This window comes from Wohlfahrtiimonas sp. XWW7 (assembly GCF_056716055.1).
On sequence record NZ_CP168032.1, the window covers coordinates 2,020,786 to 2,033,433 of the forward strand.

Annotated in this window: 12 protein-coding genes; 5 read left to right on the plus strand and 7 right to left on the minus strand. The window is 37.2% G+C overall.

The features are described from left to right. Positions 1 to 28: 28 nt before the first annotated feature. Together ACA100_RS09675 and ACA100_RS09680 are read right to left on the minus strand one after the other, a co-directional pair. On the minus strand, positions 29 to 1,222 hold the full coding sequence (locus ACA100_RS09675; protein ID WP_481077506.1) for an acetate/propionate family kinase: 1,194 nt from the start codon (positions 1,220 to 1,222) through the stop codon (positions 29 to 31). Positions 1,223 to 1,252: 30 nt separating this feature from the next. Further along, positions 1,253 to 1,795 (minus strand): hypothetical protein, encoded by a 543-nt coding sequence (locus ACA100_RS09680; protein WP_481077507.1) that lies wholly within the window; start codon positions 1,793 to 1,795, stop codon positions 1,253 to 1,255. 162 nt (positions 1,796 to 1,957) lie between these two features. Between ACA100_RS09680 and ACA100_RS09685 the strand changes: the two genes are divergently transcribed. The 4 genes from ACA100_RS09685 to ACA100_RS09700 are packed head-to-tail and all read left to right on the plus strand — an operon-like array spanning position 1,958 to position 5,437. Continuing rightward, positions 1,958 to 2,860, plus strand: coding sequence for a metal ABC transporter substrate-binding protein (locus ACA100_RS09685; protein ID WP_481077508.1), 903 nt, complete (start codon positions 1,958 to 1,960; stop codon positions 2,858 to 2,860). Next, positions 2,857 to 3,744, plus strand: coding sequence for a manganese/iron ABC transporter ATP-binding protein (locus ACA100_RS09690; RefSeq protein WP_481077509.1), 888 nt, complete (start codon positions 2,857 to 2,859; stop codon positions 3,742 to 3,744). The genes ACA100_RS09685 and ACA100_RS09690 overlap by 4 nt, the downstream gene beginning before the upstream one ends. Next, positions 3,744 to 4,595: a metal ABC transporter permease gene (locus ACA100_RS09695; RefSeq protein ID WP_481077510.1), complete on the plus strand. Its 852-nt coding sequence runs from the start codon at positions 3,744 to 3,746 to the stop codon at positions 4,593 to 4,595. The genes ACA100_RS09690 and ACA100_RS09695 overlap by 1 nt, the downstream gene beginning before the upstream one ends. Continuing rightward, positions 4,595 to 5,437, plus strand: coding sequence for a metal ABC transporter permease (locus ACA100_RS09700; RefSeq protein WP_481077511.1), 843 nt, complete (start codon positions 4,595 to 4,597; stop codon positions 5,435 to 5,437). Before ACA100_RS09695 ends, ACA100_RS09700 begins: the two co-directional genes overlap by 1 nt. Before the next feature lie 39 nt (positions 5,438 to 5,476). Here ACA100_RS09700 and mgtE read toward each other — a convergent pair whose 3' ends face one another. Beyond that, positions 5,477 to 6,883 carry a magnesium transporter gene (gene mgtE, locus ACA100_RS09705; RefSeq protein ID WP_481077512.1) on the minus strand — a complete coding sequence of 469 codons (1,407 nt, stop codon included), beginning with the start codon at positions 6,881 to 6,883 and terminating at the stop codon, positions 5,477 to 5,479. A 401-nt stretch (positions 6,884 to 7,284) separates the two neighbouring features. Here mgtE and ACA100_RS09710 point away from each other — a divergent pair, with 401 nt between their 5' ends. Beyond that, positions 7,285 to 7,992 (plus strand): hypothetical protein, encoded by a 708-nt coding sequence (locus ACA100_RS09710; protein WP_481077513.1) that lies wholly within the window; start codon positions 7,285 to 7,287, stop codon positions 7,990 to 7,992. Between the two features lie 111 nt (positions 7,993 to 8,103). Here the strand turns inward: ACA100_RS09710 and ACA100_RS09715 are convergent, their stop codons facing one another. Genes ACA100_RS09715 through ACA100_RS09730 form a run of 4 tightly spaced genes read right to left on the minus strand, consistent with a single transcriptional unit; the run spans position 8,104 to position 12,419 of the window. Next, on the minus strand, positions 8,104 to 8,628 hold the full coding sequence (locus tag ACA100_RS09715; protein ID WP_481077514.1) for an ExbD/TolR family protein: 525 nt from the start codon (positions 8,626 to 8,628) through the stop codon (positions 8,104 to 8,106). Beyond that, on the minus strand, positions 8,628 to 9,359 hold the full coding sequence (locus ACA100_RS09720; RefSeq protein WP_481077515.1) for a MotA/TolQ/ExbB proton channel family protein: 732 nt from the start codon (positions 9,357 to 9,359) through the stop codon (positions 8,628 to 8,630). The genes ACA100_RS09715 and ACA100_RS09720 overlap by 1 nt, the downstream gene beginning before the upstream one ends. 34 nt (positions 9,360 to 9,393) lie before the next feature. After that, positions 9,394 to 10,161, minus strand: a complete 768-nt coding sequence (locus tag ACA100_RS09725; RefSeq protein ID WP_481077516.1) for an energy transducer TonB — start codon at positions 10,159 to 10,161, stop codon at positions 9,394 to 9,396. Positions 10,162 to 10,196: 35 nt separating this feature from the next. Further along, on the minus strand, positions 10,197 to 12,419 hold the full coding sequence (locus tag ACA100_RS09730) for a TonB-dependent receptor domain-containing protein (RefSeq protein WP_481077517.1): 2,223 nt from the start codon (positions 12,417 to 12,419) through the stop codon (positions 10,197 to 10,199). Between the last annotated feature and the right edge of the window lie 229 nt (positions 12,420 to 12,648).

Sequence of the window (12,648 nt, forward strand, 5' to 3'; positions counted from 1 at the left end):
AATCATCCTTTTCTCCATGGTTTAAAAATTAAAGTGCATTAACGATTTTTAGAGTATCTCTTACAATCATTAATTCTTCATCTGTGCACAGCACCATAACTTTACCAAATGTAGGGCTTTCGCCGATGATACCTTCTTTGCCGCGAACTGTATCTTGATTCGCTGCATCGTCCATTTTAAAACCTAAAAATGCTAAATGCTCTAGCACTTTTTGACGCGTCATCACATCATTTTGACCAATACCACCTGTGAACACTAATGCATCTAAACGACCTAATGGCACAATGAAAGAGACAATTTTCTTCGCTAAACGATAAATCATAATTTCTAAAGCAAGTTTTGCACCTTTATGACCTTCTTCAGCTGCTGCCCATAATGTACGGCAGTCATTGGATAATTCTGAAATACCTAACAAACCACTCTTGCTATTCAATAATGTATCGATCTCATCCACATTTAAATTTAATTTAGATGATAGAAATTTAACAATACCCGCATCCACATCACCTGCGCGCGTACCCATAACCAAACCTTCTAAAGGCGTGAATCCCATTGTTGTATCAACTGATTCACCATTTTTAATCGCCGTTACGGAGGAGCCGTTACCCAAATGTGCGCTGATGATCGCAGAATTATTACGATCCAATCCTAATTTTTCAATAGTTTTATCTGCAATATAACGATGGCTCGTACCATGAAAACCATAACGTCTAATATTATGCTCTCTATACAATTCCATTGGAATCGCATAAAGATAAGCAGTTTCTGGCATTGTTTGGTGATATGCCGTATCAAATACTGCAACTTGTGGTAAAGATGGACAAGCTGCAATCGCAGCTTCAATACCAATTAAATTGGCAGGGTTATGAATAGGTGCATATGGAATACATTTTCTAATTTGCGCAACCACTTCATCGTTGATTAAAGCAGAATCTTTAAACTTAATACCACCATGAACAACACGATGACCAATTGCTTTAATCTGATCCACGTATCCTTTTTCTTTTAAAAAAGCCAAAATATAATCAACAGCGGCTTTATGTCCACTACCATTACCTAAATCAGCGGGGATTTTTTCACCATTCCAAGAAGTTGTGATCGTAGCACCTGGCTCACCCAATCTTTCCGCCAAACCTGACATTTCCACTTGTTCACTTGCTTCATCCATTAAAGAGAATTTGAGCGATGAACTACCACAGTTAAAAATAAGGATATAAGACATAAAATCTCCGTGAATTTCAATTTGTTATTGTTAAAAATCTTCATCTTCGTTTTGTTGATCTTCTAAATTACTATAAATTAATATTATTTTAGAAGAACAACCACCTGCATTTGTAAATGGACTAATTGCACGATTTACCGTTAACCAAATTCCCCAATTACGATCCTGCAACTGCCAAAACATGCCATCATTTGACTCATTGAACGTAGCCCTATTTAACTTTTTAGTCAAATGTTTTATGTAAGCATTTTGTTGCCGAATACAATTTTCTTCCTTATTTGAATAATAACTGAAAGTGACATCATTCAATAGCCATTGGCCTTCTAGTTTTATATAAACTGCCTCTAAACTATTAGGCTTTTTCTGTACGGACAAAACCAACTCTTCATCATTCTCTAAAGAAGTGTCTAATTTACCGAAAAAATTATTATTAGCAATCAGCTCTTGTGGGGTCAATTGAGCCAGATCAGTATTTAACAAAAAATTACTTATATCATCTAAAGTTAATGCATCTGAACTTTTAAAAAATAAAGTCATCCAAACAAATGCCAATACCTTCTTTTTACTCATCATATACTCAAAATCCATTCTCTAATGATTAATTTTTAAATCATTATGCATTCAATAACCCTCTTATTAGTGAGAATTAATATCAAATGATAATAATCTTATTTGCAATATCTTACATATTTACTATACTAACCTTTTCCCATGATCTAAAGGCCCATTCTCCGTATGTTTAAAAATAAATATCTTGCAACTTTCGGTTTAACCATTTTGTCATCCATATTGACATTTTCTTCCATTGCCAATGCTAAAGACAAACTAAAAGTCGTGACAACCTTTACCATTATCCAAGATATGGCACAAAATGTTGCAGGCGATGCAGCAACCGTTGAATCCATCACAAAACATGGGGCTGAAATTCATAACTACCAGCCAACACCCAAAGATATCCTACGCACACAATCCGCCGATTTAATTTTATGGAATGGCTTAAATTTAGAAAATTGGTTTGAGCGCTTTTTTGAAAACATGAAAGATGTACCTTCTGTCGTCATCAGTGATGGCGTACAACCATTATCAATTGTAGAAGGTGAATACAGTGGCATGCCAAATCCTCATGCATGGATGTCACCAAGCAATGCCATCATTTACATTGACAATATCCGTGATGCATTCATTAAATATGACCCAGATAATAAAGAAACTTATACTGCCAACGCAGCAGCTTATAAAAAGAAAATTGAAGCATTGGATCAACCACTGCGTGATCGATTGGCCAATATTCCAAAAGATCAACGTTGGTTAGTGACAAGTGAAGGTGCATTTAGTTACTTAGCAAAAGATTATGATCTAAAAGAATTGTATTTGTGGGCGATCAATGCTGAACAACAAGGCACACCACAACAAGTACGCAAAGTAATCGAAACTGTACGTGCCAACAACATTCCTGTAATCTTTAGTGAAAGTACAGTTTCTGATAAGCCTGCAAAACAGATCAGTAAAGAGACAGATGCAATTTACGGTGGCATTTTATATGTTGATTCATTATCTGAACCCAATGGTCCAGTACCAACATACATTGATCTTTTACAAACCACCGTTGAAACAATTGCCAAAGGTTTTAACCAATGAGTTCACAACAAAAATTTTCGCTCACAGTAGAGAATTTAACTGTTACATACAATAATGGCCATACGGCCATTAGAGATGTTAATTTTCATTTAGATGGCGGAACAATCTGTGCTTTAGTGGGTGTCAATGGCGGAGGCAAATCCACGCTATTCAAAAGCATTATGGGAATGGTCAAGCCCACTAAAGGATCAGTATTAATCAATGGTGGCAATGTTCAATCTGCACTGAAGCAAAATACTGTCGCTTATGTTCCTCAAACCGAAGAAGTGGATTGGAACTTCCCCGTTTTAGTTTCCGATGTTGTCATGATGGGTCGTTATGGCAAGATGAATTTTCTAAGAATTCCATCATCTAATGACAAAACTAAAGTATTAGAATCCTTAAAACGCGTGAATATGGAAGCTTTAGCACATCGTCAAATAGGTGAATTATCAGGTGGTCAGAAAAAACGTGTATTCTTAGCACGCGCTTTGGCACAAGAAGGTAAAATCATTTTATTAGATGAGCCTTTCACTGGCGTGGATGTGAAAACAGAAAACGCCATTGTAGAACTGCTGCGTAAATTGCGTGAAGAAGGCCACTTAATCTTAGTTTCCACACACAACTTAGGCTCTGTACCAGAGTTTTGTGATCAAACGCTTTTCATCAATCGTACGATCATCGCTGCTGGCCCAACAGAGACAACCTTCAACCATCATAACCTTGAAAAAACATTTGGTGGAGTATTGCGCCATATCCACATTGATGGTGATGATCTGCATGATGATAGTGATCCACGCCGCGTCACAGTCTTAACGGATGATGAGCGCCCTGCTGTATTCTATGGCGTTGATAAAAAAGAACCACCAAGAACCAGCGTACAAGCGCCGAAGGAAGAGTCATAATGTGGGAATTATTAATGGAGCCATTCACCTATGAATACATGCGTAAAGCCATCTGGGTGAGTGGTTTAGTAGGTGGTACTTGTGCATTTTTATCCGCTTATTTAATGCTCAAAGGCTGGTCTTTAATGGGTGATGCTTTATCCCACTCTGTTGTACCAGGCGTTGCAGGTGCTTATGCTTTAGGTCTGCCTTATTCTATCGGTGCATTTTTTTCAGGTTTATTGGCTGCATTCTCCATTACTGTGATTCGTCATTTCACACATCTGAAAGAAGATGCCATCATTGGATTCATATTTTCCACATTCTTTGCAATCGGCTTATTCATTGTTTCATTAAACCCAACATCTGTGGATGTTCAATCCATCATATTTGGCAATATTCTAGCCATTGCAGACAGTGATATTTTACAAGTGAATATCATTATCGCAGTATCTTTGATTGTCCTTTGTGTTATCTGGAAAGATCTACTCGCAGTTTTCTTCGATGAAGTGCATGCTCGCTCCGTTGGCTTATCACCTTTAAGATTAAAAATTATTTTTTTTACATTGTTGAGCGCCTGTACAATCGCCGCATTACAAACTGTTGGTGCGATTTTGGTAATCGCAATGGTTGTCACACCTGGAGCCACAGCATATTTATTGAGTGATAAGTTTTCGCATATTATTTTGATCTCCATTGCAATTGGCTCCATTAGTAGCATTATTGGTGCTTGGTTAAGTTATTTCCTAGATGGTGCAACAGGCGGTGTGATTGTGACGCTACAAACTGGGCTATTCCTATTGGCCTTCTTCTTCGCACCCAAATATGGTTACATTGCAACACGTTTGAAAATTCGTAAAGGTGCGCAATAATGTCAGATTTATTAAACTTCTTCACAGAACCTTTCCAATTAGAGCTCATGCGAAGGGCATTATATTCAGCCATTGTGATTGCCATTGTGTGTGCATTATTCTCATGCTTTTTGGTACTTAAAGGTTGGTCGCTCATTGGCGATGCAATTTCCCATGCTGTTTTACCTGGCATTGCCATCGCTTATTTAATCGGCATTCCATTAATTATAGGTGCATTCATTTCTGGTATTTTCTGCTCATTTGCAACGGGATTTATCAAAAATAACTCCAGAATCAAGGAAGATACTGTAATGGGAATTTTATTCTCAGGCATGTTTGCTGTCGGCATTATTATGGTGACCAAAATACAAACCAACATTCATCTATCACACATTCTATTTGGTAACATTCTTGGCATTACACACAATGAGTTCATTTTCACCATTATTATCAGTGCATTAATCAGTGGTATTCTGTTATTAAAACTTAAAGATTTCATTCTATTTTGTTTTGATGCAACACAAGCAAAAGTCGTAGGTTTACCTGTAACATTCTTGCATTACCTATTACTTTCTATGCTTTCTTTGACGATCGTGACAACTTTACAAGCGGCAGGCATCGTCTTAGTGATTGCGATGTTAATTTCACCAGGAATTACAGCATTCTTATTAACCAAACGCTTTGAATATATGCTAGTCATCGCAGTATTCGTTTCAGTGATTGCATCCATTATAGGCACAATTATGAGCTATCATTTAGATGCGGATACAGGTCCTTCCATTGTAATCATTCAAGCAATCATCTTTGTGCTCGCCTATATTTTAAGTTTAATTCTACGCGTAAAAAAGCCACAACATGCATAGCATATTGTGGCTTTGCCACTTATTGATTGGGCAATATCATTAACCTAATGCATCCGCAGCTTCAATCAATAAATCACTTAGGAACCAATAAGCGAAACTGAAATAGATCACAACGCCCAAGAAATCCATAATTGATGTCAACATTGGAGAACTCAATGTTGCAGGATCAATATTAAAGCGTCTGGCAATAAATGGTAAGAAAATACCTATTAAACCACCCACAAATGTTACTGTTACCATTGATAAACCAATAATCATAAGAACTTCAACACTGATTCCTGCCTTGAAGAAATATGCTAAAACAACTTCTACGACTGCAACAATAATGCCCAATGTTAAAGCAACAGGTACTTCTCTTTTAAAAACGAACCAAATATCTTTCCACTTCAATGTCAAATCACCCAATGCCATTGAACGAATCACCAAAGTTGCAGATTGGCTACCTGTATTACCGCCCATATCTACAATCGGCGCCAAAAATGCCGCTAAGATAATAACTTCTGACAAAATCTCTTCTTGCTTTGCCACAAATGCACTCGTGAAGACACCAAATACAGTTAATATGATCAACCAGAAACCACGCACAGAGAACATACGCCAAAAACTTGAATATTGATAATCCAATTCAGGGCCTGACATTGGCACGTTACCACCCAATTTTGCAAATGAGTCTGCTGCTGATTCACGTAAACGCTCCATTGCATCATCAACCGTTACAATACCAATTAAATGCCCGTAACCATCTGTGATGGGCAAGGCTTCTAAGTTATAACGCTCGATCAATTCAACCGCCACATTATCTTTATCTGAAGCTCTCGCCTGAATAATCTCTTTAACCATAATATCTTTGATGCAATCATCATCATTGCTCATTAAAAGATCCTGCAATGATAAAACTCCCACCAAATGTCGATATTCATCCGTCACATAAATCATGGATAATGCTTCTTTTGTTCGTGCATCAGTACGAATCTGCGCCCAAGTATCACGCACGGTTGCAGTTTCTGCAACATTCACATAATCCGCTGTTGTCATGGCGCCAATTGTACCTTCTGGATAAGAAGATAATTCTACAATTGCATCACGCTCACTTTTATCTAAAGCTGGGAGAATTTCACGACGTTGCTCAGCACTCAACATTACAAATAGACTAACTTTTTCATCCGATGGTAACTCAGCAAATAAACGACCTAAAGTATCAATGGATAAATTAGGAACGAAACGTAACTTCTCTTCTTCTTCAAATTCTTCAAACAAATATGAGAGGTTTTCCGCATCCAATTTTTCCAACAATGCAACCACAGCTTCTGTTGAAAACTCTTCTACGATATCTGCAATATCAATCGCTTTAGCATTTTTAACTAATTCGATAAAAGCTTCTGCATCACCTGCTTGAATAATAGGCTCTAAGTGAAAGTATAAATTTGATTGTTGATAAACGCTCATTGTAACTCCTTAGTTATATAATATGCAGGAGACCATGGGTTCTGGACATCACCCACATCTAATATCAATAGTTAATATAATATTAACATTTAACATTAGATATAAGTGAATTATAAAATAGATCTTCAGATTGCCTGAAGATAAAGAAAAACTCTCAGGACTTAACTGTTGATCGTATGATCAAAACACAAGGATATGATCGGGTCCTCGTCCACGGAATTTTTCTCCTAATAGTAAAAAAATCGTATTATACAGAATCATTTCTAAATGTAACTATTTTTATTTACAAAAATAAATAAAAATTAAATTTATTGATAAAGTGAAATGACTTATTTCATCTCTCCTTATGATTTTCCTGATAAAATCATCGTTAAAAGACGAAAGTACCACAAGGATACATTATGAATAATCAAGTGCAATCGACATCATTAGCATTAATTTTACTCTCAGCTTCGATGAGCTTAACCTATGCAATTCAACCTGTTGAGAAATGTTATGAAACCAGTGAAGGTTTAGAAATCTGTGTTAAACAAAAATCTCAAAATGCTCCTTCTAATTTCACTCAAAAAGATGCAGATCAATTAGCAGAATCCTTGCCAAAGCTCAGCAGCAAACAGATGACTGTCTTGCAGTTACTCTTACAAAGCCAACAAGGCAAAGAATTATCCAATCAAGATGTACAAGAATTGGCATCGTCATTACCTAAAATGCCTGATGCTTATGTGAATGCTTTAGCACTGTATTTGCAAAGCAGTGAATCAGGCACAGCAAATCCTAAAGAAATTGAGAAAGTTTTAACAGAAGTTTTTAATATTCCAGTTGAATATCAAAGCTCACTACAAGCAGGACTTAAGATCATTTCTGAAAAAGATCCCAGTGAAACAGATGTTGTGAATTTAATCACTCAACTTATGAAAGCTAATGATATACCCGATGAATTTGGCAATACATTACAAAGCTATTTCACAATGATCAATGAAGAGGATAATCAAAAAGCAGAAGATCAATTCATGAAAGCTGGTGTAGGTTTATTAAAATTCATCATTAAAGAGTCTAAAAACAGTGATGATACCAACGAAGTTAAAGAGCAATCTGAGCAGCCACAATAACATCTCGCATGGCAAGATATAATAAAATAGGACTAAGAACTCTATAACAACACCGCGCTCCCGAAGGGAGCGAGGTTAATAATGGTTAAGTAATTTTTTATACTTTTGTTTCTAGTTTGCGAGTGCTGGTTGTGCTGTATTTTCAGCAGCCGCTGCTTCTCCTGCTGCAGGAGCAGATCCACCTTCACCTGGCAAAGTTACAAAGCCAATGTTACCTAAACCTGCTTTACTCAACGAAGTAATGGTTTTGGCAACAATTTCATAAGGCACTTTAATGTCCACATGAAACTGAACCAAAGGATTATATTCAGGACCATTTTTAGCCAAAGCTTCTGACTTCAATGTTGTTAAAGTAGCCAACACAGCTTCATCGGTTTCCATCTTAACTTCATTAATATGAACTTCTGAATCACCATTAATTGCAACTAATATGGGCTTATTCTCAGCTTGATCCTGTACAGTTTTTTCTTTGAGATCTACCGCTTCTGGCAACTTTAACTGTACTGATTGTGTTACTAATGGTGCGGTTAAAATAAAAATAACTAACAAAACCAACATCACATCAATCAAAGGCACCATATTGATTTCAGCACGGGCACGCGAGTTAGTACCTCGTAAACGTCCAAATGCCATCATTAAGCTCCTTTTGCTTGGCTCTTATCGCAACAATCATTTTTACAATGAACACATTCACCGCCCAATAGATTTAACAATTCATATGCAAATGAATCCAATGCACCGACTGTCACTTGATTACGTCTAATCACCCAGCTATGTGCTAAAACCGCAGGAATTGCAACCGCCAAACCAACACCTGTCATAATCAATGCTTCACCAACAGGGCCTGCGATCTTATCAATCGTACCCGCGCCTGTTGACCCAATTTTGATTAAAGCATGGTAAATGCCGTAAACTGTGCCAAACAAGCCTACAAATGGTGCTGTTGCCGCAATTGCAGCCAATGCTGTCACACCATTTTCACAGCGCAAGTTGATCTCATCCAATTTAGTGCTCAAAGCACGCGTGATCACTTCACCTAAAGATCCACTATCTTTCAATGAATTACCGTGAGTTTTCTTATAACGCTGCAAAGCATGAACACCCGCATCTGTTAAAATTTCATGATAGTTATTAGGCGTATGTTCTACCAAATAACCATCAATATCATCCACTGATTTAGCATTCCAAAACATCTTTAAGAACTTTTTAGTATTTCTTCTTTCAGACATACCTTGAAATGCCTTTAAAAAGATAATCAACCATGAAACCACTGACATGAGTATCAACACAACGAATAGTGATTTGCTCAGCATATCTGCTTGGCCAATAAAACTTTCAAATCCAAGAGTAGCGACTTCTGGTTGCATATTTTTTCCTTCTACTTAATATTGAGTTTAAATTTTAAAATTTGAGCTGATAAGGCACTCGAACAGTGATTGATCTTGCTTTACCATCAACAATGTAAGGTTTTAAACGAACTTTTTGTGCAGCTTTCATAGCAGCCTTATCAATTTGATCATTACCTGATGAGCGTTCAACTTTCACAGAAACAGCTCTGCCTTGCTCATTGATCTTAATTAATAAAACTGTTGTTCCACCTGTACGACGCATGAGTACAGATCTTGGATAATTTGGTGCAGGTTTTGACAATACAGAAATATCTTGCATCGAAAACACACGATTTTCTACACGTTTGGATTGTCGTTTAGGCTGCGGTTTTGCTTCCTGTTTTTTCTTTTGTGGCTTAGGCTTTGGTTTATCTTTTTTCTTTTCCTGAATTTTTGGCGCTTGTGGTGTCGGTTGTTTCGTTGTAATGATCTCTTCTTTAGGCTCTTCTACAACTGGTTCAGGTTCAGGCTCTGGCTCTGGCTCAACTTTCTCTTCAACCACTTCTTCAACTTTTTCTTCTTCTTTGATTTCTTCTTCTGGCTCTGTTGGCTCAGTCAGCAACTCTTCATCATCATGTTGATTCGTCACTTCTTGCGCTGTATCCAAGCCCGCTAAACTAATGTGATGCATAGTAACAGTCGCAGGCTCAGACATAACTTGCTCAAGCTCACGACTATTAGCATATGTAATGGCATAGATAATGCCGCCATGAAATAAGAAAACGGCTAACAGCGCAAAAACAACTAATGCTCGGCTTGTTTTGTAATTTCGTAACGGCACAATCTATCCTTTCATTCAAACATCAATTTAAAACATTAAAATGTATATTTAGCATTCAACCAGAAGCGACGGCCTTCTTCGATGCGCGCATAACGATTATCAAAATCATTGCCTCTACCTGAAACACGTTTATCTTGGTAATCCACAAAGTTTTTATTGAAAACATTGTCAACACCAGCAGTGAAACTTAAGCTCTCATTCAATTGATATTTCGCACCTAAATTCACCAATGCATAAGGCTTATAGAACTCTTTCTTATTCGTCACTTTGTTTAAGCCTTCATACTCTTTTGCACGATATTCTGCATCTGCCCAAATATTCCATGCATCATTGATCTGCCAATCAACTTTTGCATTCACCATGTGTTTTGGCGTTGTACTGAATGGCACTTTATTGTTTTTGCTATCTCTCAATGAGCTATCTGTATAGGTATAGTTCAATTTAATACCCACTTGCTCAGTTGGCTGATAACGCATCCCCATTTCAACACCATACAACTTAGCATCATCCACATTTAAGCTACGGTTGATTTCATCAAAACCTGACCATGTTGTATTGATACCAGGAACACCTGCACACAAACCAGTTGCTTGACCATTCACACGATCACATTGCACGGTTTCACTATCAATTTTATCTTTGAATTTTGTGTAGAATGCTGTTGCATTAGCAGAGAAATTGACATTGTTATCAAAGTAAACGCCCAATTCTGCTGATGTCGATGTCTCTTCTTTCAGATTTGCATTACCAAACAATGGTAATGTGCCTTGACGACCATAACCGCGTAAACCATCATGCATCATATTGACACCTGGTGCTTTAAAGGCTTGGCTCACGCCACCTTTCAATTGCCATGAATCATCGATGTTCCATGTTAAATAAACACGCGGGCTGAAGTGATTACCAAAGTCTTCATTTTTATCAAAACGCAAACCAAATGTTGCAATGAATTGATCATTGATCGACCATTCATCTTCCACAAACATTGCCCATTGCCACTGTTTCTTAGCAATTTCTAATTCGCCATAACCATCCGTGAAATCTTGGTGACGATATTGCATACCTGCACTGATAAAATGATCACCCAATGCAAACATCCATTTGTTATCCAACACGATATTGGTATATTCGATATTACGATCTGTTTCATCATAACTTGCGATCGGTGCACCAATTGGATATGTACGACCTAAAGTCTCAGTCTTATCCCATAAAATAGAGCTGTCAACCGTTACAGAATCATAACGACCTTGATGGGATAAAGAGACACGATCACGAGTGAATTTCAACTCATCTTTATAACCACCGCCTGACTTCCCAGGTTTAATACTACTATTTAATGTCCCCAGTTGTTCTTCATTATTATCAAAACGCTGAACACCACGATCATAGCTTAAAATAATGTCATTTTCGCCGTTGGGTGTAAAACTCAATTTCGCACCATAATTATGATTTTTATGTTTACCTAAACCTTTAAAATCATTATATTTTCCTGTCCATTCACCTGAATTGACTTCAGCTTGGTTTTTAGCATATTTTCCCTTTGCATTCATAGCATCAGAAAAACCTGCTGTGACAGCTAAACCTAATGTATCTGGCACTAATGGACCTGCAACATACATACTTGTGTTAATTTTACGACCAAATTTTGATGTTTTTTGTGGTTCAGTAAAGCCGAAGCTGATTTCACCGCCCCATTTTTCAGGCACTTTTTTAGTGATGATATTAATAACACCGCCCATTGCATCCGAACCATATAAAGTCGACATTGGGCCACGGACAACTTCAATTTGCTGAACTGCACTCATGGGTGGAATAAAGTTAGTATCTACATCACCAAAACCATTTGGACGTGCGCCAGAACTTTGGCTTAATCGCTTGCCATCCACCAAAATCAAAGTGTAATCACTTGGCATACCGCGGATACTGATATTGTATCCACCTGCTTTACCACCACGTGTTACATTCACACCTTCAACATCTTTCAATGCTGGCCCTAAACCAGAAATTGGTTTTTCACTCAATTCAGCACCAGAAATCACAGAAATACTTGCAGGTGCATCTTTAACAGCTTGACTAAAACCCGCAGCAGTTACAACAACTCCAGATAAATCAATGGCAGATGCTGAATCAAGTTCAGCTTGTTTTTCGACAGCTGTATCAGCATAGGCAGACACAAACATACCCATTACAAACATCGATAAAATGCTTTTACGCAATACGACTTCCTTTGAAGTCTTCACGTATAGTTTTGCCATGATTACATTTCTCCTCATTGTCATAAAAGACGCGTTTAAATAACAAACAACCATTGAATTTTCTTAGGGCTTGAATTATTCACATTTACATCTGATATGTCAATACAAATACAATCTATTCTCATTTGATTTTGATTTACTTTACTATTCGATAATTGTTATCTATTTTGAAAATCATGTGCTTATCATCTATTTTCTAATGCACATAAAAAAAGAGAAAATCATAGAT

Bases quoted from the DNA above. Each gene is read 5' to 3' on its own strand.
- ACA100_RS09675 (WP_481077506.1), bottom strand. From the start codon at position 1,222: ATGTCTTATATCCTTATTTTTAACTGTGGTAGTTCATCGCTCAAATTC.
- ACA100_RS09680 (WP_481077507.1), bottom strand. From the start codon at position 1,795: ATGATGAGTAAAAAGAAGGTATTGGCATTTGTTTGGATGACTTTATTT.
- ACA100_RS09685 (WP_481077508.1), top strand. From the start codon at position 1,958: ATGTTTAAAAATAAATATCTTGCAACTTTCGGTTTAACCATTTTGTCA.
- ACA100_RS09690 (WP_481077509.1), top strand. From the start codon at position 2,857: ATGAGTTCACAACAAAAATTTTCGCTCACAGTAGAGAATTTAACTGTT.
- ACA100_RS09695 (WP_481077510.1), top strand. From the start codon at position 3,744: ATGTGGGAATTATTAATGGAGCCATTCACCTATGAATACATGCGTAAA.
- ACA100_RS09700 (WP_481077511.1), top strand. From the start codon at position 4,595: ATGTCAGATTTATTAAACTTCTTCACAGAACCTTTCCAATTAGAGCTC.
- mgtE (WP_481077512.1), bottom strand. From the start codon at position 6,883: ATGAGCGTTTATCAACAATCAAATTTATACTTTCACTTAGAGCCTATT.
- ACA100_RS09710 (WP_481077513.1), top strand. From the start codon at position 7,285: ATGAATAATCAAGTGCAATCGACATCATTAGCATTAATTTTACTCTCA.
- ACA100_RS09715 (WP_481077514.1), bottom strand. From the start codon at position 8,628: ATGATGGCATTTGGACGTTTACGAGGTACTAACTCGCGTGCCCGTGCT.
- ACA100_RS09720 (WP_481077515.1), bottom strand. From the start codon at position 9,359: ATGCAACCAGAAGTCGCTACTCTTGGATTTGAAAGTTTTATTGGCCAA.
- ACA100_RS09730 (WP_481077517.1), bottom strand. From the start codon at position 12,419: ATGGCAAAACTATACGTGAAGACTTCAAAGGAAGTCGTATTGCGTAAA.